This window comes from Mesorhizobium sp. L-2-11 (assembly GCF_016756595.1).
GTDB lineage: Bacteria > Pseudomonadota > Alphaproteobacteria > Rhizobiales > Rhizobiaceae > Mesorhizobium.
In genome coordinates, this window is sequence record NZ_AP023257.1 from 1,052,717 (window position 1) to 1,078,866 (window position 26,150).

Here is a 26,150-nt window from a genome sequence, read left to right on the forward strand (position 1 = left end):
CGATGGCCGCGCAGCTGAAAGAATACCGGCGCATCACCGTCAAGATCGGCTCGGCGCTGCTTGTCGACCGCACGGCGGGCCTGAAGCGCGACTGGCTGGCCTCGCTTGCCGACGACATTTCAGTGCTGGCCGAGAATGGCGCCGAGATCCTCGTCGTGTCGTCCGGCGCCATCGCGCTGGGCCGCACCATTTTAGGCCTTGGCAAGCGGGCGCTGAAGCTCGAGGAAAGCCAGGCGGCTGCCGCCGTCGGGCAGATTGCGCTGGCCGGCGCCTGGTCGGATGCGCTTGGCAAGGGCCGCCTGAAATCGGGCCAGATCCTGCTGACGCTCGGCGACACCGAAGAGCGCCGCCGCTATCTCAATGCGCGCGCGACGATCTCGACGCTGCTCAAGATGAAGGCGGTGCCGGTCATCAACGAGAACGATACGGTGGCGACCTCCGAAATCCGCTATGGCGACAATGACCGGCTGGCGGCGCGGGTGGCGACGATGATGGGCGCCGATCTCCTGGTGCTGCTCTCCGACATTGACGGGCTCTACACCGCGCCGCCGGCACGTGATCCGCAAGCCAGGTTCATTGCTGTCGTCGACCGCATCACTCCTGAGATCGAGGCGATGGCGGGTGCGGCTGCTTCGGAGTTTTCACGCGGCGGCATGCGCACCAAGCTCGACGCCGGCAAGATCGCCACCGCCGCCGGCACCGCCATGGTCATCACATCAGGCACACGGCTGTCGCCGCTGCTGGCGATCGAGCGTGGCGAGCGGGCGACGTTCTTCCGGCCGAGCGCCAATCCGGTCAAGGGCTACAAGACATGGATCGCCGGGCAGCTCGAACCGGCAGGCCGGCTGACCGTCGACGCAGGCGCCATCGGCGCGCTCAAGTCGGGCAAGTCGCTGCTGCCGGCCGGCGTCAAGCTGGTCAGCGGCAATTTCTCGCGCGGCGACACGGTGGCGATCCTGTCGCCCGAAGGCCGCGAGATCGCGCGCGGACTGGTTGCCTACGATGCCGCCGATGCCGTAAGAATCGCTGGCTTGAAGACAGCCGAGATCGAAACGGTGCTTGGCTATGAAGCACGATCGGCGATGATCCACCGCGACGACCTTGTGGTGAGCCATTCAACTGACCAAGTACGGGCCGGTGACCAAGTAGTCGGTGACAAGGTCCATAGCGGAGGATGAGCCATGCTGAAGCTGCATGAAAAATCCCGGGACGATACCGCAGCAACGATGGCCGACATCGGCCGTCGCGCGCGAGCCGCCGCCCGGCCGCTGGCCGTCGCCACAGCCGAGCGCAAGCACGCCGCGTTGATCGGTATGGCGCAGGCGATCCTTCGCCACGAGCAGGATATTCTCGACGCCAACGCCATCGACATCAAAAATGGCGAGCAGTCGGAGCTTTCGGCTTCTTTCATGGATCGGCTGAAGCTTGATCCGGCGCGCATCCGCGCCATGGCCGACGGCATCAGTGAAATCGCCGGGTTGCGCGATCCGGTCGGCGACGTCATTGCCGCATGGGACCGGCCGAACGGCCTGCATATCGAGCGCGTGCGCACGCCGCTCGGGGTTGTCGGCGTCATCTACGAAAGCCGGCCGAACGTGACCGCCGATGCCGGCGCGCTGTGCCTCAAGGCCGGCAATCCGGTGATCTTGCGCGGCGGCTCGGATTCGCTCAACTCCTCAGCGGCGATCCATGCCTGCCTGGTCGAAGGGCTGAAGGTGGCCAATTTGCCCGAAAATGCCATCCAGCTGGTGCCGACCACCGATCGCGCCGCCGTCGGCGAGATGCTGAAGGGGCTTTCCGGCAACATCGACGTGATCATTCCGCGCGGCGGCAAGAACCTGGTCGAACGCGTCCAGAACGAGGCGCGGGTGCCGGTCTTCGCTCATCTCGAAGGCATCTGTCATCTCTACATCGACCGCTCTGCTGATCTCGACATGGCAGTCAGGATCGCCGTCAACGCCAAGATGCGGCGCACCGGCGTCTGCGGCGCGGCCGAGACGCTGCTGGTCGACCGCGCGGTTGCCGCCACCCATCTGGTGCCGATCCTCGACGCATTACGCGCGGCAGGGTGCGAAATCCACGCCGACGCCGAGGTGCTGAAAGTGTTTGCCGACGCCAAGCCGGCGACCGACGCCGACTGGGTGAGCGAATATCTCGATGCCATCATCGCGGCAAAACTGGTCGATGGCGTTGCCGGCGCGATCGAGCACATCGAGACTTTTTCCTCGCATCATACCGAGGCGATCGTCGCCGAGGATGCCGACGCCGTCGAACGGTTCTTCAACGAGATCGATTCGGCGATCCTTCTGCACAACGCCTCGACCCAGTTCGCCGATGGCGGCGAATTCGGCATGGGCGCCGAAATCGGCATCGCCACAGGCAAGATGCATGCGCGCGGCCCGGTCGGTGTCGAGCAACTGACTTCGTTCAAGTACCGCGTGCGGGGGACCGGACAGGTGAGGCCTTGAAGCTGTTCGCGGTTAGAGCCTGAGAGGCGTGCGCCCAGCCACCCCCCTCTGCCCTGCCGGGCATCTCCCCCTCAGGGCAGAGGGGGGTGCCTAGCACGATGCTCTCCCCTTCCGACCCCACCGTTCCTTCCCACTCTCTAAAAATGCCGCATGCCGCAAAGGGCCTCGCCGTCGGGTTGTTCGGCGGTTCGTTCAATCCTGCCCATGCCGGCCATGCGCTGGTCGCCGAAATCGCGCTCAGGCGCCTGGCGCTCGATCAGCTGTGGTGGATGGTGACGCCGGGCAATCCGCTCAAGAGCGCGCGGGAACTGGCGCCGCTGGCCGAGCGGCTACGCCTGTCCGAGCAGATTGCCCGGAACCCGAAGGTCAAGGTCACCGCCTTCGAGGCGAGCCATCATGTCCGCTTCACCGCCGACACGCTGGCCCTGGTCAAGGCGCGCAACCCCGGCGTCGACTTCGTCTGGATCATGGGCGCCGATTCGCTGCGCGACTTTCACCGCTGGCAGCGCTGGCGCCAGATCGTGATGACGTTTCCGATCGCGGTGATCGATCGCCCAGGTGCTACGCTGTCGTTCCTGTCGTCGGTTGTCGCCAAGACTTTTGACTACGCGCGTATCGACGAGGGCGACGCGCCGCGGCTCGCCCGCATGAAGGCGCCGGCCTGGACCTTCATCCACGGGCCGCGCTCGTCGCTGTCGTCGACCGCGATCCGCAACATGGCGCAGGGGTGAGAATCTCCTTCTCCCCCTGTGGAGAAGGTGGCCGCGAAGCGGCCGGATGAGGGGTGCTGGAAGGATCGCTACCCTGAAGACCTAAGCACTCGAAACTCTTTGGTCTTTTTTACGCCGGATTTCTTCCAGCACCCCTCATCCGTCTCGGCGCTACGCGCCGATCCACCTTCTCCCACAAGGGGATAAGGCAAGTCGGGCCATGTCGCATTTGCGGCTGCCTTTCCCCGGTCCGTGAGCGATCCTGCGCGAGTATGGCGATTCTCGAGCGAAACCAGACCAGACGCGACCCGGCGCAGGGCAGCCCGCCGGCCCCGGCGATCGCCATCGCCAGCGTCGTCCTGTCGATGGCGCTGGTAGCGGTCGGCAACGGACTGATGTTCGCCTATATCCCGGTCAGGCTCGGCGCCGCAGGCTTCGATCCGACCTGGGCCGGGCTGATCGTCACCGGCCTCTCGGCCGGCGGCCTGGCAGGCTGCATCCTGACCGGTCCGCTGGTACGGCGCGTCGGCCATGCGCGCGCATTCATGGTGCTGTCGGCGTTGATCGTGCTGTCCAACGCCGCCGTCGGGGCCGGGCCGCACCCGCTGTCGTGGATTGCGGCACGCGCGCTCTACGGTTTTGCCATATGCGGCCTGTTCATCGTCGCGCAGAGCTGGCTCAACGACGTTATCGCCAACACCATACGCGGCAGGGTCATGGCCTTCTTCTACGTCGCCTATGTCGCCGGGCTCGGTGTCGGCTACTCGACACTGGCGCTGATCGACATAAGGGCTGCGGACGCGCCGCTGATCGGCATCGCCTTCACCGCGCTGTCGATCCTCCCCGTCGGGTTGACGCGGCTCGCCCAGCCGCCGCCGCCGCAGGCGGCGTCGGTGGCGCTTGGCAGGGCCTGGCGGATTTCACCGGTCGGCGTCGCCGGCATGCTTGCCGTCGGCGGCCTGTCGATGACGATTTCAGGCTTTGCGCCGATCCATGCCACGGCCAAGGGCTACAGCCAGGCCGATGTGGCACTGCTGTTGTCGGCGATGCCGATCGGCACTTTGATCCTGCAAATCCCGCTCGGATGGATTTCCGACCGAACCGACCGGCGCTTTGTTCTGGTCGCCGCTTCGGCGCTTGCCATGGTGGCGGGCCTGTTTGCGATGGGCTTCGATGGTGGTGCGCTGGCGGCGCTGGTCGTCATCTATGTGGTCTGGGCCGGCGCATCGGAATCGATCTATTCGCTGGCCAGCGCACATGCCGCCGACCGCGCCGGCAAGGACGACATGGTGGCGCTGTCCAGTTCACTGCTGTTTGCGTGGTCGCTGTCTGGCTTCATCGTGCCCGGCATCGTGACCGGGCTTTCCGCTGTCTACGGAACGCAGGCCTTCATCCATGTGGCCATCGTCATCGCCGCTGCCTTTTGCCTGTTCGTGCTGTGGCGCGTGGTGGCGATGTCGCCTGTTCCCGCCGCCGAGACCGGCAATTTCGCGCCGATGACAGCGCAAGCGCCGCTGCCGGTCGACCTCGCCTTTCCGTCCGAAGAGCAGCGCCGCGCGGATAAGTAGACCTGCGCCGCGGATTGACTGTCTCACTGTCTGGTGACGGTTTCCTGCCGCGGTGCTTCCGGTGGCGGCGCGGGTATTGAAATGCCTTCGCTGTCAAAAGCCTGCTTGGCGCGTTTGGTGAGATCGATCTGGGCGGCGAAGAAATCCCCAGCCGAGGTCCAGTAGCGCAAGGTGATGGCGACGTTGCTGTCGCCGACGGTCGCCACAAAGGCAATCGGCGCCGGCTCCCGCCTGACGCGTCGGTCGGCGGCGGCGACGCCCAGCATGGTCTTCTGCGCCAGATCGATGTCGTTCCACGAGCCGATGGTCAGGGTGATGTCGGCACGGCGGACGCCGCTGCGGGTAAAGTTGCGGACTGGCAGGTTCCACAGCGTCGAATTGGGGGCGAGGACGTAGACGCCCTCGACTGTCCGCCGGGTGGCGAACAGCCCGATTTCCTCGACGGTCCCGGAAATGACCCCGACCTCGACATATTCGCCGATACGGAACGGTCGCAGCGCCAGCAGCATGATGCCGGCGGCGATGTTCTGCAGCGTGCCTTGCAGCGCCAGGCCGATGGCCAGGCCGATGGCGCCAATGGCGGCAATGATCGAGGTCGTCTGGACGCCGAACTGGCCGAGCACCATGACGACGACGAGGATCAGTATGGCGTAGCGGACGATCCTCGGAAAGAAGTGGCGCAGCGTCGTGTCGAAGCCATGGATATGGCCGAGGCCGGCGTAGATCGAGCGCTGGGCAAGGCCGGCGACGATATAGCCGAGGACCAGCAGGATGACGGCGCCAATGGCCGAGAACGAGTACGAGACGATCAGCGCGCTGAGCTGCGCAAGGCCGGACTGCACGGTAAGGAGAGCGTTCTGAGGGTCGACAGGCATGAGGGGGATCCGATTGGTCAATGCGCCGATAACCCTCGCCGGGCGGCAAGAGTTCCGATTTTTCTTCAACTGCGGAACCGGAAGAACGGTTCTTCGTTGGCTACGGCAGGGCTGCCGTCTTGAAACTGCAACGCAACTCTGCCTATCTAAGGGGTGTCACCTGCTTTGAAGGGTGATTTGGTTGTTCTTGCTGCGAAAGGAAATACACTGAGAACAGCACTGTGGAAGAAGGCCGACATCGTGCCTTCGCCGGCCAGGATCAGCGTAAACGACGCCGTGTCCCGCGCCATCAAGACAGTCCTTGCCAGTCTGGAAGACTCCAAGGCCGAAAACATCGTCTCAATCGACATTCAGGGAAAATCGAGCCTCGGTGACTATATGGTCATCGCGTCCGGCCGATCGCACCGTCATGTCTCGGCTGTCGCCGATCATCTCCTCAAGGCGCTCAAGGATGCCGGGCTCGGCACGGCGCGCGTCGAGGGACTGGCAGGCGCCGACTGGGTCTTGATCGATTCGGGCGACATCATCGTCCATGTCTTCCGCCCCGAAGTCCGCGACTTCTACAATCTCGAAAAGATGTGGCAGGCGCCGGACCTCGAGGAAGAGACCCTCCACTGAGCCGTATTGGTTAATGTATGTCGTTTGCCAAAATCGGTGACCACCCTCGGGTCAGGCCCGAGGGCATGCTTTGGTGACATGCATTAGCGGCTCTGCGGGGCAGGGATGAAAATCACCGTTCATGCCGTGGGCCGGATGAAAGCCGGCCCCGAGAAGTTGCTCGCCGACCGATATTTCGAGCGCTTCGCCAAGAGCGGGCAGGCCGTGGGCCTCGAATTCTCAGGGGTGGTCGAGATCCCGGAGGGCCGCGCGCAGACCGCCAACGAGCGTCGCCGCGAAGAGGGCCAGAAGCTGCAGGCGCAGTTGCAGCCTGGCGCCGCGCTGATGCTGCTCGACGAACGCGGCAAGAATTTCTCCTCCGAGGATTTCGCCGGGCGCATCGGCCTGCTGCGTGATAGCGGCCGCAAGGCGCTGGTCATCGCCATCGGCGGCGCCGACGGTCACGACCAGTCGCTGCGCGATCAGGCCGACCAGATGGTGTCGTTCGGCGCGCTGACATGGCCGCACCAACTGGTCCGTGTCATGTTGGGCGAGCAGCTTTACCGGGCGGCCACAATCCTGTCCGGCCATCCCTATCACCGCTCGTGAGCCGTTGCAGGTTCAACCGAAACCGGTGGATTGGCGTGAGCCGCCCGGATTTTCGCCTCAATGCGTCACGAGGCTGTTTTTCGGTCGACGGGCTCTCGAACATGGTTGATTGTTCGTTAACGAAGCCACGCATAGAGTCGGGCTTCAATGGCTGAAGGTTGGAAATCGCGAACGGGCTTTTGGCGCGCAGGCTGCGGCTTGGCAGCGGCGGCGCTTATGCTGTCGCTCGCTGCCGCGCAGGCGCAGAGCAGGCTCGAAATGGCGCCTGACCCGGATCAGAGCCGCGCCGAATACGAACGGATATCGCAGGAGATCACGCTGTCGTCGGAGCGGCTGGCCAAGCTCGCCGCCGACATGGCGACGGTCAAGAAGGACCATGCCTCGATCACCGCGGCGCTGATCCAGTCGGCGATGACCGAGCAGAAGCTCGGCCAGGACATCGAGGACATCGGTGCCAGGCTGGAAGGGCTGAAGCGCGACGAGCAGAAAATCCGTGCCTCGTTGGCTGCCAGACGCGACGTTCTGGCCGAGGTGCTGGCCGCGCTGCAGCGCATGGGGCTCAATCCGCCGCCGGCCATCCTGGTCAAGCCGGAGGACGCGCTGTCGTCGGTGCGCAGCGCCATCCTGCTCGGCGCCGTGGTGCCGGAACTGCGCCAGCAGACCGAAATATTGCTGGCGGAGCTCAAGGAGCAGTCACGGGTGACGGCCTCGATTGAGGCGGAGCGGGCGCGGCTGACGGCGGCAGTCGCCGAGCAGACGGCGGAAAAGAAGCGGCTCGGCATGCTGCTCGAAGCCAAGCAGAAGCTCGAGGCCGAGACGCAAACGGCCCTGGCGGCGGAAAAGCAGCGATCCGCAGCACTGGCGGCCAAGGCCGGCAGCCTGAAAGAACTGATCGCCTCGCTCGAGGCCGACAAGGCCCGCAAGGCCGCGGACGCGGCGAAGGCAGCCGAGCAGAAGGCTGCTGAGCAGAAAGCCGCGGAGCAGAAAGCCGCGGAGCAGAAGGCAGCGGGTGCCGACAACGCTCCGGCGCAGAAGGCCCCGGAACTGGCGGCCCTGCCGGTGCCGGAAGCCAACCGGCTCACCGCCGCTGCACCGTTTTCGGCGCTTCAGGGGCAGATCGCGTTGCCGGTCACCGGCAAGATCAAGCGGCGGTTCGGGGCCAGCGACGGTAACGGCGCAGTGATGCTCGGTGACATGGTTGCGACACAATCGGGAGCCATCGTCACCGCGCCAGCGGACGGAAATGTACTTTATGCGGGACCTTTTCGCTCTTATGGTCAACTCTTGATCCTGAACGCAGGTGACGGCTATCATGTCGTTCTCGCGGGGATGAGCAGAATCAGCGTCGCGTCTGGCCAGTCGGTGCTCGCAGGAGAGCCGGTCGGCGCGATGGGAGAGGCCCGGGTGGCGAGCACCTCGGCATCGAAGAATGGAAATGCCACGCCGGAACTCTATGTTGAGTTCCGCAAGGATGGAAAACCCGTCGATCCGACCCCATGGTGGGCGGACCGTTTGTCTGGAAGGACGTGAGATGATGCGGAAACTGTCGCTTCTGTTTGCCGGTGCGCTGATGGGCGCATCCGCGATGAGCCTGGTCTATGGCGCGCCCGGCTCGACGGCGAACGCTGCGGGCTCCGAGACCTATAAGCAACTGGCGATCTTCGGTGATATTTTCGAGCGGGTGCGGGCGCAATATGTGACGCCGCCCGACGACAAGTCGCTGGTCGAAAACGCCATCAACGGCATGCTTACTTCGCTCGACCCGCACTCCTCCTATATGAACGCCGAAGAGGCGCAGGACATGCGCGTGCAGACCAAGGGCGAGTTCGGCGGCCTCGGCATCGAGGTCACCATGGAAAACGACCTGGTCAAGGTGATCACGCCGATCGACGATACGCCGGCTGCCAAAGCGGGCGTGCTTGCCGGCGACTATATTGCCAAGATCGACGGCGAGGAGGTTCGCGGCCTGAGCCTCAACGATGCGGTCGAGAAGATGCGCGGGCTGGTCAACACGCCGATCAAGCTCACCATCCTGCGTCAGGGCGCCGACAAGCCGATCGAACTGACGGTGGTGCGCGACATCATCAAGGTCAAGGCGGTCAAGTTCCGGGTCGAGAACGACATCGGCTACATCAAGATCACCTCCTTCACCGAAAAGACCCATGATGATCTCGAGAACGCCATCGAAACCATCGAGAAGCAGGTGCCGAACGAAAAGCTCAAGGGCTACGTGCTCGATCTGCGCCTCAATCCGGGCGGGCTGCTCGATCAGGCGGTGAGCGTGTCCGACGCCTTCCTCAACCGTGGCGAGATCGTCTCGACGCGCGGCCGCGATCCGAAGGACGTCACCCGCTTCGACGCGCGGCCGGGCGACGATATCGACGGCAAGCCGCTGGTCGTGCTCGTCAATGGCGGCTCGGCCAGCGCGTCCGAAATCGTCGCCGGCGCGCTGCAGGATCTGCGCCGCGCCACGGTCGTCGGCACGCAGTCGTTCGGCAAGGGTTCGGTGCAGACCATCGTCCCGCTCGGCGAGAACGGCGCGCTGCGCCTGACGACGGCGCTCTATTACACGCCGTCCGGCAAGTCGATCCAGGGCAAGGGCATCACGCCCGATATCAAGGTCGACCAGCCGTTGCCGCCGAACCTGCAGGGCAGGGACCTGACGCGCGGCGAATCGGACCTCAAGGGCCACATCAAGGGCAGCGAGGAGGGCGATGACGGTTCGGGCTCGGCAGCCTATGTGCCGCCGGAGCCGAAGGACGATCTGCAGCTCATCTTCGCCCAGCAGTTGCTGCGCGGCGAGAAGACCGATCCGGCGTTCCCGCCGAATCCGGACAAGGCCGTCCTGAACCAGTAGGGGCCGTGCAGAACCAGTAAACGTCGATCAGCCGGACAACAGGTCTGGCTGCCTGATCGAAGCGATGTAATGCTGCCGGGGCTGCAAGGCCTCGGCAGTTTGATTCGGGGGACCGCGGCTGGGGATGCGGCTTGGCTGACATCGGTAGTGACATCGAACGCCCACTCGGGCAGGCCGTCCGGCCGCCGCGCGCGGCCCGCAGGATCAGCGCTGGCGTGGTCGCGGCCACTGTCGTGGTGCTGGCGGTGATCGGCGTCTCAGGCGCGATTGCGCTCCGCGAAAGGCCATTTCGAAAGCCGGAAGAAGTCGCCGTCTCGACGCAGAAGTCGACTGAGGTGGTCGATTCCGCAGCGCCGGTGACTGAATCGGCGCCGAAGACCGAAGCAGCGTCCAAGATGAGCGGATCCAATACAAGTGGGTCCAAGACAAGCGGATCGAAGACAAGCGGATCGAAGACGGGCGGGCCGCAGATCATCCAAATGCCGACCGAAGCGGGCGAAGGTCCACCCGGGGCCATCGTCATCCACGACCCTTCGACCACCGGCCAGAACCTGAGGATCGCGCATATTCCCGACAGGGCGCTGGTTGAGTCCGGCGAAACCGGTCCATTGCCAGTTCGTGCTGCCGACGGCAGGCGGCCGTTCGATGTCTATGCGCGACCGTGGTCCGGTGCGCGCGGTGCGCGCGTGGCGATCGTCATCGGCGGGCTTGCCGTGTCACAGACCGGCACGCAGGCGGCCATCGCCAAGCTGCCGGCCGAAGTGACGCTGGGCTTCGCGCCGCAGGGCAACAGCATCGGCCGCTGGATGCAGGCGGCGCGGCAGGGCGGCCATGAGATCGTCATGCAGGTGCCGCTCGAACCTTTCGATTATCCGAACGTCAATCCCGGCCGCAACACGCTGACGGTCGTGGCGACCCCGGACGAGAATTTGGAGAACTTGCGTTGGGCGCTGTCGCGGACGACCAATTACACCGGCGTCATGAATTATATGGGCGCGCGTTTTTCGGCTGATGCTGCGGCGATGGGGCCGCTGATGGCCGAGCTTGGCAAGCGCGGCCTGGCCTATGTCGACGACGGTTCGTCGGCACGCAGCCTCGCGCCCGACCTGGCGTTGAAGAACGGTGTGCCGTTCGCCGCTGGCGACACGTTGATCGACGCCGTGCGCGACCGCGGCGCTATATTGAAGAAGCTGGACGAACTGGAAGCAACCGCGCGGGCGAAAGGCTTTGCCGTCGGCATCGGCTCGGCCTTCGACCTGACGGTCGATACCGTGTCATCCTGGGTGATCGAGGCCAAGAAGCGCGGTGTCGAGATCGTGCCGATTTCGGCAGTGGCGGCGGATCCGGAAAAAGGTTGAGCATGGCGAAGAAAAAACCGGTCGACCCCGAGACGCTGCCCTATCGTCGCTGCGTCGGAGCGATGGTCCTCAATGGAGAGGGGCTGGTCTGGGTCGGGCATCGCATTGCCGAGCCGGACAGCGAATTCGCCGGCACGACGCAGCTCTGGCAGATGCCGCAGGGCGGCATTGACAAGGGCGAAGAGCCGCTGCAGGCGGCACAGCGGGAACTCTACGAAGAAACCGGCATGCGCAGCGTCTCGTTGCTGGATGAGGCGCCGAACTGGATATTTTACGACCTGCCGGCCCATCTCGTCGGCGTCGCCTTCAAGGGAAGGTATCGCGGCCAGACGCAAAAATGGTTCGCCTTCCGCTTTCATGGCGATTTGAGCGAGATTGAGATCAATCCGCCGCCGGGCGGCCACACCGCCGAGTTCGACAAATGGGCTTGGCGGCCAATGGAGGAATTGCCCGACCTGATCGTTCCGTTCAAGCGTCAGGTCTATGAGGATGTGGTTGCGGCATTCCGGCATCTGGTTGCGTAGCCTGGCGCAGGCCGCTCTCGCGCCGACCACGGTTGCCGCGTCGGCGCGGTGGCCTTATTGATGGCCAATCCGCTGCAGACGGGATCGGCATGAACGGCACTTCCAAAAAAACGCTTTCTGAAACGGTCGCCGTCAAAGCCGCGCCGATCAGCGAAGCGGCGGCCGGCGCCATATTGACCGTCGATCTCAGCGCCATCCGCGAAAATTACCGGCGGCTCAAGGTGCGGTTGGGCGGCGTTAACTGCGCCGGTGTCGTCAAGGCCGATGGCTACGGGCTCGGCGGGCCGCAAGTGGCGGCGGCGCTGGCGGCCGAAGGCTGCGCTATTTTTTTCGTCGCGCATCTGGCCGAAGGTGCCTTGCTGCGCCAGGCGCTCGGCGCATGGCCAGCGATCTATGTGCTGAACGGCATTCAGCCGGGCGCCGAAAGCGAAGCGGTCGAAGCGCAGCTGAGCGCGGTCATCAACAGCGCCAGCCAGCTCGCCGCCTGGCGCGCGGCGGCGCGGCGGGCCGGCCGCAAGCTTAAGGCTGCAATCCAGGTCGACAGCGGCATGTCGCGGCTCGGCATGGCGGCAGCCGAGGTGGAGGCCGTCGCTGCCGACCCGCAGGCTTTCGACGGTATCGACGTCACCTTGGTGATGAGCCATCTCGCTCGCGCCGACGAGCCCGAACATCCGGCCAACGAGCAGCAGCGGCTGGAATTCGAGCGGCTGCGCAGGATGCTGCCGCCGGCGCCGGCCTCGCTCGCCAATTCCTCCGGTATCTTTCTTGGGCAGCCCTTTCACTACGACCTCGCCCGGCCCGGTGCGGCGCTCTACGGCATCAATCCGACGCCAGCGCAGGAAAATCCGATGCTGCCGGTGGTGCGGCTTCAAGCAAAAATCATTCAGACACGCAGCCTCGAGAGGGGAGCCGGCGTCGGCTATGGCCATATTTTTCATGTCACCGATTCGCTGATTGCCGCAACGATCTCGCTTGGCTATGCCGATGGCTGGCATCGACGCGCGGCCTCGGCCGCCTGGTTCGAAAATGTGCGCTTGCCGTTCCTGGGCCGTGTGTCGATGGATTCGATCGTTCTCGACATTTCGGCCCTGCCGCCCGGCAGGCTGAAGGCGGGCGACCTCGTCGAACTGATCGGCCCGTCGCAGACGGTCGACCAGGCGGCCGGCCATGCCGGCACCATCGGCTATGAAATCTTGACCAGCCTCGGGCACCGCTTTCACCGGCGCTATGTGAATGGATAGCGCGCGGGCTTTTTTAGGCATGTGTCGTCGTCCCAAAACCTCCTGCGTACTTTTGGACGACATGCCTGGGCACTTGGCGGACGCGGTGAAATCCGGCAGACAGAAAGCCACGATGCCGCCCGCTGACAAGACCTCGTTCTGGAGAACTATGCGATGAAGATCTTCGTGCTGGGCGGCGGCGTCATTGGGGTCACCACTGCTTATTACCTGGCCGAGGCCGGCCATGAAGTGACGGTGATCGATCGCCAGAAGGGTCCAGCGCTGGAAACCAGCTTTGCCAATGCCGGCGAGATCTCGCCCGGTTACGCCTCTCCCTGGGCCGGTCCCGGCGTCCCGCTGAAGGCGATCAAATGGCTGCTGATGAAGCATGGTCCGCTGGTGGTGCGGCCGACTCTCGATCCGCACATGTGGGTATGGCTGGTCAGGATGCTGCGCAACTGCACGGCCGAGCGCTATGCGGTCAACAAGGCGCGCATGGTGCCTTTGGCCGAATACAGCCGCGACACGCTGAAAGCGCTGCGCGAGGCGACCGGCATCGCCTATGACGAGCGCAGCAAGGGAACGCTGCAGCTTTTTCGCACGCAACGACAGCTCGACGGCACGTCAGGCGATGTCGAGGTGCTGAAGACATATGGCGTTCCCTACGAGATACTCGATCCCGACGGCTGCATCGCGGCCGAGCCGGGCTTGGCAGGGATCCGTGAAAAGTTCGTGGGCGGTCTGCGGCTGCCGGGCGACGAAACCGGTGACTGCAAGATGTTCACCGACCGTCTGGCCGAGCTCTGCGTGGCGCGCGGCGTCACCTTCGAATACGACACGGAGATACGGCGCATCGTCCGCAAGCGCAGCCATATCGCCAACATCAATACCAGCAAAGGCGCGAAGGCCGCCGACGCCTATGTGATGGCGATGGGCAGCTATTCGGCAAAATTCATGCGCAGCCTGAAACGGCCCATTCCGGTCTATCCGGTCAAGGGTTATTCGATCACGGTGCCGATCAAGGATGCTGCCGCAGCACCGGTCTCGACGGTGATGGATGAGACTTACAAGGTGGCGATTACCAGGCTCGGCGATCGCATCCGGGTCGGTGGTACCGCGGAGGTTTCCGGCTTCGACCTGACGCTGCATGAATCGCGGCGGCGCACGCTCGAACATTCGCTCGGCGACCTTTTTCCGGGCAGCGGCGAGATGCGGTCGGCGACCTTCTGGTCCGGTTTGCGGCCGATGACGCCGGACGGGCCGCCGCTGATCGGCCGCACCGAGTTTTCCAACCTCTATCTCAACACCGGCCACGGCACGCTCGGCTGGACCATGGCCTGCGGCTCAGCCAAGGTCCTGGCCGACATCATTTCCAGCCGGGTGCCGGACATCGATGTCCGCGACCTCGGACCGGAGCGATATCAGCGGTAGGATCGGAAATTGTTCTTCACGCCAGTTGAGCGCGGCGAGGAACTTGCCGCGTGACTCGGGATCAGGCTCCAACACACCTCGCCGCGTCAGAGAAAATCGTCAGACGAACAGGCCTCGCTCCCGTTCCACCGCCCTGGTGATGAAGCTCGCGACGATCTGGACGCGGCGCAGCGGCCTGACCGATTCGTGATAGACCAGCCAGTAGGCGCGGCGGATGGGCGCGACGATGTCGACGGCCACCAGTTCCGGCATCGAGCGGGCGACAAAAGTGTGCAGGATGCCGATGCCGGCGCCGGAGCGCACCGCTTCGGCCTGGCCGAGCGCCGAGGAGATGGCGAAGCTCGTGCGCCAGTCGGCGCTGAACTCGGCCGCATAGTCGAGCGAGGGGCTGACGATGAGGTCCGGCACATAGCCGATCAGCGTGTGCCGGCCAAGCTCGGCCGGCGTCTGGGGCAGGCCATGCGCGTCGGCATAGGCGCGGGACGCGAACAGGCCGAGCGTGTAGTCGACCAGCTTTCCCGCCACCAGCCTGCCTTCGGTCGGCCGCTCCACGGTGATGGCGATGTCGGCCTCGCGCCTGGACAACGAGAAGGAACGCGGCACCGGCACCAGCTGGATGGTGAGTTCACGGTGAAGCGCCGTCAGCGCGCCGAGGCGTTTGGCCAGGAAGGCGACGCCGAAACCATCAGGCGCGCCGATGCGCACGGTGCCGGAGACGTCGTCGCCCTCGCCCGCCACGGTCGCGCGCGCGGCGATCATGTCGCCTTCCATGCGCTCGGCGATGTCGAGGAAAAGCTCGCCCGCCGGCGTCAGCTCGCTGCCGGTGGTCAGCCGACGAAAGAGTTTTGTGCGCAACGCATCCTCCAGTGCGGCGACGCGGCGCGAGACAGTGGCGTGGTTCAGCTCCAGCCGCTTGGCCGCGCCAAGGATCTGGCCGGCACGCGCCACTGCAAGAAAGATGCGGACGTCATCCCAGTTCATGAGGATGGTCCCGATGACGACGACTACGACAGCGCTCTACGGCGAAGGAACTCAACTTCTCAATCCTTGCTGCTGCGAACCAGCACCCTATCATTTGCGGGAATTGATGCACAGGCGCGAACCGCTATCTATTTCCCGCACAACGGTTGCGTTTTCACTCACGTTGCCATCGGCGGCGCAAAGGCGGACAATGCCGCATCACACATACAGGGAGAGAGACCATGATCGAATACGGTCATTTCATCGGCGGCAAGCGTGTCGCTGGGACCAGCGGCCGCAAGCAGGACGTGATGCAGCCGATGGACGGCACGGTGCGCGGCAGCGTGGCGCTGGCTTCGCAGACGGAACTGCGCGCGGCGGTGGAGAACGCCAAAGCGGCGCAGCCCGGTTGGGCGGCGACCAATCCACAGCGGCGCGTGCGCGTCCTGATGAAATTCCTCGAACTGGTCGCCCGGGACTATGATGAGCTGGCCGACATTCTGGCGCGCGAACACGGCAAGACCATCGCCGACGCCAAGGGCGACATCCAGCGCGGCCTGGAAGTGGTCGAGGTCTGCATCGGCGCGCCGCATATGATGAAGGGCGAGTTCACCGACGGCGCGGGCCCTGGCATCGACGTCTATTCGATGCGCCAGCCGCTCGGCGTCGTTGCCGGCATCACGCCGTTCAATTTTCCGGCGATGATCCCATTGTGGAAGATCGCGCCGGCTATCGCTTGCGGCAATGCCTTCATCCTGAAGCCTTCGGAGCGCGACCCGGGCGTGCCGATGCGCATCGCCGAGCTGTTCATCGAGGCCGGTCTGCCGGCGGGCATCCTCAACGTCGTCAACGGTGACAAGGACGTGGTCGACGCCATCCTCGACGATCCCGACATCAAGGCGATCGGCTTCGTCGGCTCGACGCCGATCGCCCAGTACATCTATTCGCGCGGCTGCGCGGCCGGCAAGCGCGTGCAGTGCTTCGGCGGCGCCAAGAATCACATGATCATCATGCCCGACGCCGACATGGACCAGACCGTCGACGCGCTGATCGGCGCCGGCTACGGCTCGGCCGGCGAGCGCTGCATGGCGATCTCGGTGGCGGTCCCGGTCGGCAACGACACCGCCAACCGGCTGATGGAAAAGCTGGTGCCGCGCGTCGAAAGCTTGAAGGTCGGCCCGTCGACGGATTCGTCCGCCGATTTCGGCCCGCTGGTGACGGCGCAGGCGCTGGACCGGGTCAAGTCCTATGTCGATACCGGTGTCAGGGAAGGCGCCAAGCTGGTTGTCGACGGGCGCGGCTTTTCCATGCAGGGCTATGAGAACGGCTACTATATGGGCGGCTGCCTGTTCGACAACGTGACCGCCGATATGCGCATCTACAAGGAAGAGATTTTTGGGCCGGTGCTCTCGGTGGTGCGCGCGCCGACTTACGAGAACGCGATCAAGCTCGCCAACGACCATGAGATGGGCAACGGCGTCGCTATCTTCACCCGCGACGGCGATGCGGCCCGCGACTTCGCCTCGAGGGTCCAGGTCGGCATGGTCGGTATCAATGTGCCGATCCCGGTGCCGATCGCCTACTACACGTTCGGCGGCTGGAAAGCGTCTTCCTTCGGCGACCTGAACCAGCACGGACCGGACGCCTTCCGTTTCTACACCAAGACCAAGACGGTGACCTCGCGCTGGCCGTCCGGCGTCAAGGACGGCGCCGAATTCGTCATCCCGACGATGAACTAGCCGGACGTTTTTTTGTCTGCGCGTCCTCGCCTCCGGCTGCGGGCGCGCGGGCAGTTCCAGATTTCATGATTGAAGACGAAAAGGCCCGGCTGAAAACCGGACCTGTCTGTTGGCTGTCTCGCACGGTATCTGGGTGAGCGCTAATGTGATGGAACCAGGCGGCGGCAAAAATCTTAAGATTGCAATCCTGCAGCGAAGCAGGCGCGGTAGACCAACCAACGGCGCTGGCAACAGCTTCGGGGGCGGCCGGCGCAAGGAGGTGTCAGATGACACGTCTAATAGCGACGATGTTCCTAGCGGTTGCGGCGCTTTCCGCCGCCCCGGCAACAGCGGCCGACCAATGCGCGCCACGAGCCGACATGATCAAGGCGCTTGGCGAGAAGTTTCGGGAAAATCCGACCGCGCTCGGCGTCGTCAATCCCAATGTGATTGTTGAAGTCTTCGTTTCTGACCAGGGCACCTGGACCATCCTCGCCAGCGACACACGCGGTCAAAGCTGCGTGGTTTCGGTGGGTGAAGGCTGGGAGAGCGCGGTGACGACAGCAGCGCTGCCAGGTACCTGAGCCGCCTTAGCATAGCCGCGCCAGGCCGCGGTTCTCGTGACGACCATGAAACGGATCCACAGGCGCCCCAAAGGGCGCCTGCTTGCGCTTTTTCCTTGTCAACACCATATATGGAACATAGTGGGAACATCTGAAATCGTCCCGCTAGTGACAGACCGGAACACGGAAAGGAACGACGCGATGGTGATGACGTCGGGACCGGCCTGGATCGTTCCGGCAAAATGAGGCGTCTCCCTTTGCCGGACGCGATGGCAAAGGAGGTGCCTATGGCACGCAAATCGCTGTTGGGTTGGCTGAAAACCCTGGTTCTTGCTGGTGCATTGGCGGCGGGTACGAACGTCGCAAGCGCCCAATATCATTGCGTTGAACATGGCGATCTCGTCGCCCACCTGAGCGAGCAGTTCCAGGAAAGACAGTTTGCTTTCGGGCTGATCGGTCAAATGGCGATTATGGAAGTCTATGTCGCCGACACCGGTACCTGGACGATCATCGTCACCGATGTCGCCGGCAGAAGCTGCATCGTCGCGGCCGGCGAACATTGGGAAAACGTGGTGATCCCGGCCGACCAGGACGCATGACCGAATTGAACGATGTTCAGCGCCTGGCAGCGCGGGCGCTTTGCGATCTTTGAACCGAAACAAGGAAGGCGACCCGTTCGGCGATCTCTTGCGGCAAAAATGCCTGCCGAAGTTTTCTGCCGATCTCCTAGCGCGTGGCAGCCGCCTCGGCGTGGCCGCGCAGCAGCGCCATCAGGCGCTTGGCATCCTTGGCGGCGGCATCCTCGTCGCCGTCGAGGATCGAGCGGATCAGCGCGACATGGTGCTCGGCCGATTCGGCAAGCCCGGTATCGGCCTTGTAGCGGAACCAGAAGCGGCGGCTGTGGGTCTGCAAGGGAGCCGCCAGCCGCGCGGCGAAGGGATTGTCGGCAGCGAGCGCCAGCGCCTCGTCGAGCGCCTTGTCGGCCTGGATGAAGGCCAGCACATTGCCCGATATCACCGCCTTCTGCATGGCCAGTGCCGCGTCGTGAAACAGGTCGGCCGCCTCGCGCGTGACGAAGCGGGCGGCCGAGCGGGCAAGAACCACCTCGACGCCACGCCGTGCATCGAGAACGCGCAACCAGTCGCCGGGATGCAGCGGGGCAATGGCGATGCCGGCACGTGGCCGGACATCCAGCAGTCCCTCCCACGCCAGCCGCTGGATCGCCTCGCGCACCGGCGTGCGGCCGAGCCCCAGCCTGTCGATCAGGGAGCCCTCGGTGATGAAGCTTGAAGGCGCCAGTTCGAGCGTCACGATCATGTGCTCGAGCACGCGGTAGGCTTTCGCCGCCACTGGCTCGAATGCCGGGCTTGTTTCATTGAATATCAAAGGCGAACTCCTGATATATTTTTGGTATATCATAGTCGAATCCGTGTTGACAGTCCGTTTCTTAACAAATATACGACTGATATATCAGATGGAGCGACCGCCATGTGGACCGGAGTTTTACCCGCCGTCACGACGAAATTCACCGAGGATGACCGCCTCGACCACGCTGAGATGGAGCGCTGCTTTGCGCTGCAGATGGAGGCCGGCTGCGACGGCATCATCGTCTGCGGTTCGCTCGGCGAAGGGCCGATGCTCTCGCATGACGAGAAGATCGACGTGCTGAAGACGGCGCAGAAGATCGCCGGCAACAAGCCGGTTCTGCTGACGGTCAACGAACCAGGCACCCGCGAGGCGGCGGCGATCGCGCGCCGCGCCGCCAAGGAGGGCGCCAACGGCCTGATGGTTGTGCCGAGCCCGATCTACCACACCAATGCGGAGGAGACGGTCGCCGCGCTGCGCGCCGTCGCCGAGGCCGGCGACCTGCCGGTGATGATCTATTCCAACCGGCTTGCCTATCGCGTCGACGTCACCGTCGATCAGATGGCGGAACTGGCGAAGGACAAGCGTTTCGTAGCCATCAAGGAATCCTCCGACGACATCCGCCGCTCGACCGAAATCATCAACCGTTTCGGCGACCGCTACGATTTGTTCACAGGCGTCGACAATTTGGCGTTCGAGGCGCTGTCGGTCGGCGCCATCGGCTGGGTGGCGGGGCTGGTCACCGCGTTTCCGCGCGAGACGGTCGCGATCTACCAGCTGATGAAGCAGGGCCGCCGCGAGGAGGCGCTGACAATCTACCGCTGGTTCCGGCCACTGCTCGACCTCGACGTGTCGACCTACCTGGTGCAGAACATCAAGCTCGCCGAAGTCCTGGCGATCAACACCAACGACCGCGTGCGCATGCCGCGCCAGCCGCTGTCGGGCGAGCGCCGCAAGACGGTCGAAAAGATCGTCCGGGACGCGCTGGCGGCGCGGCCGGAGCTGCCGCAATTCTAAGGGTTGCGATGTGGGGGTCTGCCTACAAGGTACGGAGCGATGCGGAGGCAGAGCCATGCAGTTGGCGCGCAGCCATGAATAGCGATGCTGCAATCGACATCGCCATTATTGGCGGCGGCATCATCGGCATCTGCGTCGCCGCCTATCTGGCCGAGGCGGGGCGAAACGTCACGATCTTCGATCGGACGGGGATCTGCGAGGAAACGAGTTCCGGCAATGCCGCTGCCCTGGCCTTCTCCGATGTACTGCCGCTGGCCCACAAGGGCATGATCAGGCATCTGCCGAAATGGCTTGCCGATCCGCTCGGCCCGCTCAGCATCCCGCCGGCCTACCTGCCGAAGCTGCTGCCCTGGCTTATCCGCTTCTGGCGCGCCGGACGAAGCGACCGCTACCAGGCCAGCCTCGCGGCGCAGGCCGGGATGATGCGGCTCGCCGAGGCCGAATGGGCCGGGCTGATGGCGCGCTCGGGCACCGAAAACATGCTGCGCGAGGACGGCTCGCTCGAACTTTACGAGAGCGAGGCCGAGTTCAAGGCGTCGCTGCCCGGCTGGGCGGCGAGGCAACGCTTCGGCATCGGCTTCAGCCATGTCGAGGGCGATGTGCTCGCCGCCTTGCAGCCGGGCCTGTCTCCGCGTTTCGTCAAGGGCACTTTCGTGCCGGGATGGAAGACCGTTACGGATCCGAAATTATTGGGTAAGGCGATCTGGGCCTATGCCGAGAGGAACGGCGCGCGTTTCGAAAAGGCGAGGATCGACCATGTCGGGGCGGGACAGGACGGCGTGACATTGACGCTGGCCGATGGCTCGGCGCGGCAAGCAAAATGCCTCGTCATCGCCGCCGGCGCCTGGTCGCATCTCCTGGCAAAACATATCGGCGACCGTATCCCGCTCGAAACCGAGCGCGGCTACAACACGACGCTGCCGAAGACTGCCTTCGACGTGAAGCGGCAACTGATCTTCTCCGGCCACGGCTTCGTCGTCACGCCGCTTGAAACCGGCGTGCGCGTCGGCGGCTCGGTCGAGCTCGGCGGCATCGAGCGGCCGCCCAACTACGCCCGCGCGAAAGCGCTGCTCGACAAGGCACAGAAATTCCTGCCGGGGCTTGACCCGGCCGGCGGCCGCGAATGGATGGGATTGCGGCCGTCGCTGCCGGATTCGCTGCCGGTCATCGGTGGCGCCAGGAAGGCCGGCACGATAGTCTATGCCTTCGGCCACGGCCATCTCGGCCTCACCCAGGCGGCTGCCACCGGACGCCTGGTCCGCGATCTCATTCTCGGCCAAAATCCGGTGTTTGATCTGTTTCCGTTTTCTCCGAACCGCTTCTGACGGGATCTAGAAATGGCGCGCCACTCCTTCTTTTGCATCGACGGCCACACTTGCGGCAATCCAGTGCGGCTGGTCGCCGGCGGCGGGCCGCTGCTCAACGGCGCGACGATGATGGAACGGCGCGCCCATTTCCTGGCCGAATACGACTGGATCCGCACCGGGCTGATGTTCGAGCCGCGCGGCCATGATTTGATGTCCGGCTCGATCCTCTACCCGCCGACGCGGCCCGATTGCGACATCGCCATCCTGTTCATCGAAACCTCGGGCTGCCTGCCAATGTGCGGTCACGGCACCATCGGCACGGTGACGATGGCCATCGAGCACGGGCTGGTCAAGCCGAAGACACCGGGCTTGCTCAGGTTGGACACGCCGGCCGGCCTAGTCACCGCCGAGTACAAGCAGGTCGGCGAATATGTCGAGGAGGTGCGCATCACCAACGTGCCGTCCTTCCTCCACGCCGAGGGCCTGACCGTCGAATGCCCGCAGCTCGGCGAGATCAGCGTCGATGTCGCCTATGGCGGCAATTTCTACGCCATCGTCGAGCCGCAGAAGAACTATCGCGACATGGCCGACCACTCTGCCGGCGACCTCATCGCCTGGAGCCCGGTGGTGCGGCAGCGGCTCAACGAAAAATACGCCTTCGTGCATCCCGAGAATCCCGGCATCGACCGGCTGTCGCACATACTGTGGACGGGTACGCCGACCGACAGCCTGGCGGATGCACGCAACGCCGTCTTCTACGGCGACAAGGCGATCGACCGCTCGCCTTGCGGCACCGGCACCTCGGCGCGGATGGCGCAGCTTCACGCCAAGGGCAAGCTGGGGACCGGCGACGAATTCGTCCACGAATCGATCATCGGCTCGCTGTTCAAGGGCAGAGTCGAGAAGGAAGTCACGGTGGCGGGCAAGCCGGCGATCATTCCCTCGATCGGCGGCTGGGCGCGGATGACCGGATTGAACACGATCTTCATCGACGACCGCGATCCGTTCGCGCACGGATTCGTCGTCAAGTAGAGAGAATCCAGACCTAGGAAAGACGAACGGAACGCAAAGATCGATCGCTGCGACGGCGCAACGATCCCGCTCATCAACTTATTTTGACGGCGATTCCTTCGAAACGGCGTGCATTTTTACGACGAATCGCCAAAGACATTGCGTTATGCCAATGATAGGGTCCGCGATAGTCCAGAGGCCGGACGGGAAAGAACGGGCAATCCGATTGCGTGCTTCAAAATCACGCATGCCGATTAAAGAATGACGTTGCAATCCGGGCTCGAAACTTTACGACTAGGGGAAATACGAAAAGGAATGCGTCTGCATGGGCGACATTCCAGGGGAGCCACGACAGCATGCAGTATTTTGTCCAGCAGCTTATCAACGGGCTGACGCTGGGATCGATCTATGGGCTGATAGCGATCGGCTACACGATGGTCTACGGCATCATCGGCATGATCAATTTCGCCCATGGCGACATCTTCATGGTCGGGGCCTTCGCCGCGCTCGTCGTTTTCCTCATCCTCGGCGCGATGTTCTATTCGGTGCCGGTGGTCCTGGCACTGTTGATCATGATGATCGTCGCGATGTTGTTGACCAGCCTGTACAATTGGACGATCGAGAAAGTGGCCTACCGGCCGTTGCGCGGTTCGTTCCGGCTGGCGCCGCTGATCACCGCGATCGGCATGTCGATCGCGCTGTCGAACTTCGTCCAGGTGACGCAGGGGCCGCGCAACAAGCCGATCCCGCCGATGGTGTCCAAGGTCTATAATATCGAGGGCATCAGCGTGTCGCTGAAGCAGATCGTCATCGTCATCGTAACCGCGCTGCTGCTGGCGCTGTTCTGGTACCTGGTCAACAAGACCTCGCTCGGTCGAGCGCAGAGAGCATGCGAGCAGGACCGCAAGATGGCGGCATTGCTCGGCATCGACGTCGACCGCACCATCTCGATCACTTTCATCATGGGCGCCGCACTTGCCGCCGTCGCCGGCACGCTGTTCCTGATGTATTACGGCGTCGTCGCCTTCTCCGACGGCTTCGTGCCCGGCGTGAAGGCGTTCACCGCGGCGGTGCTCGGCGGCATCGGCTCGCTGCCCGGCGCTGTGCTCGGCGGGCTGATGATCGGCTTCATCGAAAGCATGTGGTCGGCTTATTTCTCGATCGACTACAAGGATGTCGCCGCCTTCTCCATCCTGGCGATCGTGCTGATCTTCCTGCCTTCCGGCATTCTTGGCCGGCCAGAAGTCGAAAAGGTCTGAGATCATGGCGGTCACCACGTCTCCGGAGCGCGACATCGTCGCCACCCCCATGCAGCGCGCCACGCGCGAGGCGCTTTACGCCGGCGCCATCGCGCTCGGCATGTTCGTGCTGTTCATCGGCCTGAAGACCCACCAGAACATCTCCAACGAGCTGATCCTCGTTCAGCGCTGGTGGCTTCTCGCGGCCGTGGTTGTGCTGACCATGGCCGGCCGTTTTCTCTATGTCGCCTACGGACAGCCTTTCCTGGCAAATCAGAAGATCGTCGACGTCGCCACCGGCCTGCTGCCGGAGAGCATGGCGGTGCGGTTCTTCCGCTTGCCCTATTTCATCGCTGCCATCGTCATAGTGGCTGTGCTGGGTTTCCTTGCCGGCTCCCTTGACGGATTGCTGGGTCCCGGCCTGGCCGGTTATGCCCGGTTCCTGAGGGCGCTGGCGATCATCTACGCCCTCGCCTCGGTGATGTTCTATTTCCGAACCTTCATCCTTGCCCATTTCTCGGCATTGGGCATAACCGCACTGGCGCTCTACCCGGTTATCGTCGTGCTGGTGCTTGCTCTGTACGGAGGATCGGTGGCCGCCGGGTTCCAGGGTTCTCTGAAATGGGTCGACAATTACGGCATTCAGATCCTGATTTATGTCATGCTGGCCTGGGGGCTGAACATCGTCGTTGGCCTCGCCGGCCTGCTCGACCTTGGTTATGTCGCCTTCTATGCCGTCGGCGCCTATGCCTATGCGCTGCTCGGTACGCAATACGGCCTGTCGTTCTGGATCCTGCTGCCGGCCGCCGGCGTCATGGCCGCCTTCTGGGGCGTGCTGCTCGGCTTTCCGGTGCTGCGCCTGCGTGGCGACTACCTGGCAATCGTGACGCTGGCCTTCGGCGAGATCATTCGTCTCGTGCTGATCAATTGGCGGGAGGTAACCAACGGCTCGGCCGGTATTACCGGCATCCCCAAGGTGACCTTTTTCGGGCTGATGACGTTCAACGTCTCGGATGAGAACTATATCGCCAAGGTCTTGGACATCGCCACGTCGAGCGCCTATTACAAGATCTTCCTCTATTACCTGATCCTCGGGCTCTGCCTGCTCACCGCCTTCGTCACCATAAGGCTTAGGCGCATGCCCGTCGGCCGCGCCTGGGAAGCGCTGCGCGAGGACGAGATCGCCTGCCGCTCGCTTGGCATCAACACCACCACCACCAAGCTCACCGCCTTTGCCACGGGCGCCATGTTCGGCGGCTTCGCCGGCTCGTTCTTCGCCGCGCGGCAAGGTTTTGTCAGCCCCGAATCCTTCATCTTCCTGGAATCGGCGATCATCCTCGCCATCGTCGTGCTCGGCGGCATGGGTTCGCTGGTCGGCATCGCCGTAGCCGCCATGGTGATGATCGGTGGCACCGAGGTGCTGCGCGAACTCGATTTCCTGAAGCAGGTCTTCGGTCCCGACTTCACGCCGGAACTCTACCGCATGCTGCTGTTCGGCATGGCCATGGTCATCGTCATGCTGTGGAAGCCGCGCGGCTTCGTCGGCAGTCGTGAACCGACAGCCTTTCTCAAGGAGAGCAAGGCTGTATCCGGCTCTTTCACCAAGGAGGGCCACGGCTGATGAGCGATGCGAGCCCATCCATGAACGATGCCATCCTGCAGGTCGAACATCTGTCGATGAAGTTCGGCGGTCTGGTCGCCATCGGCGACCTGTCCTTCCAGGCGAAGCGCGGCGAGATCACCGCGCTGATCGGGCCGAACGGCGCCGGCAAGACCACGGTGTTCAACTGCATCACCGGCTTCTACAAGCCGTCTGAGGGCATGCTCACGCTCAACCGGCGCGACGGCTCGAGCTATCTGCTCGAACGGCTGCCGAACCATGAGATTCCGGCGCGCGCCAAGGTGGCGCGCACCTTCCAGAATATCCGCCTGTTTTCCGGCATGACGCTGCTGGAGAATCTGCTGGTGGCGCAGCACAACAAGCTGATGAAGGCGTCCGGCTACACTGTCCTCGGCCTGTTTGGCTTCAGTGGCTACCGGACGGCGTCGGCCGAGTCGATCGACCTCGCCAGGCACTGGCTGGAAAAGGCCGACCTCGTCGATCGAGCCGACGATCCGGCCGGCGACTTGCCCTACGGCGCGCAGCGGCGCCTGGAGATCGCGCGGGCCATGTGCACGGGTCCGGAACTACTGTGCCTCGACGAACCGGCCGCCGGTCTCAATCCGAAGGAATCAATGGCGCTCAACGCGCTGCTGATGGACATCAAGGACAACACCGGCACCTCCATCCTGCTGATCGAGCACGACATGGCGGTGGTCATGCAGATTTCCGACCATGTCGTGGTGCTCGAATACGGGCGCAAGATCTCGGACGGCAGTCCGCATGCGGTGCGCACCGACCCGCGTGTCATCGCCGCCTATCTCGGGGTCGAAGACGAGGACGTCGAGACGGTGCTGATCGAGGTCGGCGACGAAGACGTCATCGAGCAACTCGACACCGGCCCGGATTCGACACACGGTCCGGACTCATCGTCTTCGTATTTCGCCGGACCGGTGGCCGACACCGTCGGACACACTGAGGGCGAGCGCGTCACGGTGTCGAAGGGCGCCTCGAAAGCCGGGCAGGTCGATGCAAGGTCGGGCGCGGCGGCAAGGCCCGCATCGCCGGCCGAAGCCAAACCGACGGAGAAACCTTCCGCCGAGAAATCCTCCGCGGCAAAGCCCAAGACACCGGGCGACTCCAACCGGGGCGGA

Annotated in this window: 22 protein-coding genes and 2 pseudogenes; 21 read left to right on the forward strand and 3 right to left on the reverse strand. The window is 64.0% G+C overall.

Annotated features, from left to right (window positions below; all coding sequences use genetic code 11):
- Positions 1–2: 2 nt before the first annotated feature.
- The 4 genes from proB to JG739_RS04995 all read left to right on the forward strand — a co-directional run bounded on the left by proB (position 3) and on the right by JG739_RS04995 (position 4,746).
- On the forward strand, positions 3–1,178 hold the full coding sequence (gene proB, locus JG739_RS04980; RefSeq protein WP_202365515.1) for a glutamate 5-kinase: 1,176 nt from the start codon (positions 3–5) through the stop codon (positions 1,176–1,178).
- Between the two features lie 3 nt (positions 1,179–1,181).
- Positions 1,182–2,468 carry a glutamate-5-semialdehyde dehydrogenase gene (locus JG739_RS04985; protein WP_202365516.1) on the forward strand — a complete coding sequence of 429 codons (1,287 nt, stop codon included), beginning with the start codon at positions 1,182–1,184 and terminating at the stop codon, positions 2,466–2,468.
- Positions 2,469–2,566: 98 nt separating this feature from the next.
- Complete coding sequence (locus JG739_RS04990) at positions 2,567–3,199, forward strand: nicotinate-nucleotide adenylyltransferase (protein WP_202367343.1); 633 nt, start codon at positions 2,567–2,569, stop codon at positions 3,197–3,199.
- Positions 3,200–3,450: 251 nt separating this feature from the next.
- Positions 3,451–4,746: an MFS transporter gene (locus JG739_RS04995; protein WP_202365517.1), complete on the forward strand. Its 1,296-nt coding sequence runs from the start codon at positions 3,451–3,453 to the stop codon at positions 4,744–4,746.
- A 23-nt stretch (positions 4,747–4,769) separates the two neighbouring features.
- Here JG739_RS04995 and JG739_RS05000 read toward each other — a convergent pair whose 3' ends face one another.
- On the reverse strand, positions 4,770–5,621 hold the full coding sequence (locus tag JG739_RS05000) for a mechanosensitive ion channel family protein (RefSeq protein ID WP_202365518.1): 852 nt from the start codon (positions 5,619–5,621) through the stop codon (positions 4,770–4,772).
- Positions 5,622–5,861: 240 nt separating this feature from the next.
- Here JG739_RS05000 and rsfS point away from each other — a divergent pair, with 240 nt between their 5' ends.
- The 8 genes from rsfS (at position 5,862) to JG739_RS05040 (ending at position 14,217) form a co-directional block, all read left to right on the forward strand.
- Positions 5,862–6,239 (forward strand): ribosome silencing factor, encoded by a 378-nt coding sequence (rsfS, locus tag JG739_RS05005; RefSeq protein ID WP_202367344.1) that lies wholly within the window; start codon positions 5,862–5,864, stop codon positions 6,237–6,239.
- A 105-nt stretch (positions 6,240–6,344) separates the two neighbouring features.
- A complete protein-coding gene (rlmH, locus tag JG739_RS05010) occupies positions 6,345–6,827 on the forward strand; it encodes a 23S rRNA (pseudouridine(1915)-N(3))-methyltransferase RlmH (protein WP_202365519.1) in 483 nt (160 codons plus the stop codon).
- A 147-nt stretch (positions 6,828–6,974) separates the two neighbouring features.
- On the forward strand, positions 6,975–8,357 hold the full coding sequence (locus JG739_RS05015; RefSeq protein WP_202365520.1) for a murein hydrolase activator EnvC family protein: 1,383 nt from the start codon (positions 6,975–6,977) through the stop codon (positions 8,355–8,357).
- A 1-nt stretch (position 8,358) separates the two neighbouring features.
- Positions 8,359–9,684 carry a S41 family peptidase gene (locus JG739_RS05020; protein WP_202365521.1) on the forward strand — a complete coding sequence of 442 codons (1,326 nt, stop codon included), beginning with the start codon at positions 8,359–8,361 and terminating at the stop codon, positions 9,682–9,684.
- A 131-nt stretch (positions 9,685–9,815) separates the two neighbouring features.
- Positions 9,816–11,042: a divergent polysaccharide deacetylase family protein gene (locus JG739_RS05025; RefSeq protein ID WP_202365522.1), complete on the forward strand. Its 1,227-nt coding sequence runs from the start codon at positions 9,816–9,818 to the stop codon at positions 11,040–11,042.
- A 2-nt stretch (positions 11,043–11,044) separates the two neighbouring features.
- Positions 11,045–11,566, forward strand: coding sequence for an RNA pyrophosphohydrolase (locus tag JG739_RS05030; RefSeq protein ID WP_202365523.1), 522 nt, complete (start codon positions 11,045–11,047; stop codon positions 11,564–11,566).
- An 89-nt stretch (positions 11,567–11,655) separates the two neighbouring features.
- Positions 11,656–12,807 carry an alanine racemase gene (alr, locus tag JG739_RS05035; protein ID WP_202365524.1) on the forward strand — a complete coding sequence of 384 codons (1,152 nt, stop codon included), beginning with the start codon at positions 11,656–11,658 and terminating at the stop codon, positions 12,805–12,807.
- A 153-nt stretch (positions 12,808–12,960) separates the two neighbouring features.
- Complete coding sequence (locus JG739_RS05040) at positions 12,961–14,217, forward strand: D-amino acid dehydrogenase (protein ID WP_202365525.1); 1,257 nt, start codon at positions 12,961–12,963, stop codon at positions 14,215–14,217.
- A gap of 99 nt (positions 14,218–14,316) precedes the next feature.
- Here JG739_RS05040 and JG739_RS05045 read toward each other — a convergent pair whose 3' ends face one another.
- On the reverse strand, positions 14,317–15,198 hold the full coding sequence (locus JG739_RS05045; protein WP_202365526.1) for a LysR family transcriptional regulator: 882 nt from the start codon (positions 15,196–15,198) through the stop codon (positions 14,317–14,319).
- Positions 15,199–15,419: 221 nt separating this feature from the next.
- On the opposite strand from JG739_RS05045, the gene JG739_RS05050 reads away from it, so the two are divergent.
- From JG739_RS05050 to JG739_RS05060, 3 genes are all read left to right on the forward strand, one after another.
- Entirely contained in the window at positions 15,420–16,916 is a 1,497-nt protein-coding gene (locus JG739_RS05050) for a CoA-acylating methylmalonate-semialdehyde dehydrogenase (RefSeq protein ID WP_202365527.1), read from the forward strand.
- 266 nt (positions 16,917–17,182) lie between these two features.
- Positions 17,183–17,479, forward strand: coding sequence for a hypothetical protein (locus JG739_RS05055; RefSeq protein ID WP_202365528.1), 297 nt, complete (start codon positions 17,183–17,185; stop codon positions 17,477–17,479).
- A gap of 236 nt (positions 17,480–17,715) precedes the next feature.
- Complete coding sequence (locus JG739_RS05060; RefSeq protein ID WP_244749702.1) at positions 17,716–18,057, forward strand: hypothetical protein; 342 nt, start codon at positions 17,716–17,718, stop codon at positions 18,055–18,057.
- A 127-nt stretch (positions 18,058–18,184) separates the two neighbouring features.
- Here JG739_RS05060 and JG739_RS05065 read toward each other — a convergent pair whose 3' ends face one another.
- Entirely contained in the window at positions 18,185–18,877 is a 693-nt protein-coding gene (locus JG739_RS05065) for a GntR family transcriptional regulator (protein ID WP_244749704.1), read from the reverse strand.
- Positions 18,878–18,946: 69 nt separating this feature from the next.
- Between JG739_RS05065 and JG739_RS05070 the strand changes: the two genes are divergently transcribed.
- From JG739_RS05070 to JG739_RS05095, 6 genes and pseudogenes are all read left to right on the forward strand, one after another.
- Positions 18,947–19,840, forward strand: coding sequence for a dihydrodipicolinate synthase family protein (locus JG739_RS05070; RefSeq protein WP_202365530.1), 894 nt, complete (start codon positions 18,947–18,949; stop codon positions 19,838–19,840).
- A gap of 74 nt (positions 19,841–19,914) precedes the next feature.
- A complete protein-coding gene (locus JG739_RS05075; RefSeq protein ID WP_202365531.1) occupies positions 19,915–21,165 on the forward strand; it encodes an NAD(P)/FAD-dependent oxidoreductase in 1,251 nt (416 codons plus the stop codon).
- Positions 21,166–21,177: 12 nt separating this feature from the next.
- Positions 21,178–22,179, forward strand: a complete 1,002-nt coding sequence (locus JG739_RS05080) for a 4-hydroxyproline epimerase (RefSeq protein WP_202365532.1) — start codon at positions 21,178–21,180, stop codon at positions 22,177–22,179.
- Between the two features lie 335 nt (positions 22,180–22,514).
- Positions 22,515–23,417 carry a branched-chain amino acid ABC transporter permease gene (locus JG739_RS05085; protein WP_202365533.1) on the forward strand — a complete coding sequence of 301 codons (903 nt, stop codon included), beginning with the start codon at positions 22,515–22,517 and terminating at the stop codon, positions 23,415–23,417.
- A 97-nt stretch (positions 23,418–23,514) separates the two neighbouring features.
- Positions 23,515–25,017 (forward strand): annotated as a pseudogene (gene livM, locus JG739_RS05090) (high-affinity branched-chain amino acid ABC transporter permease LivM); the annotation flags it as partial.
- Positions 25,017–26,144, forward strand: a pseudogene (locus JG739_RS05095) (ABC transporter ATP-binding protein); the annotation flags it as partial. The pseudogenes livM and JG739_RS05095, both read left to right, overlap by 1 nt.
- Positions 26,145–26,150 lie beyond the last annotated feature (6 nt).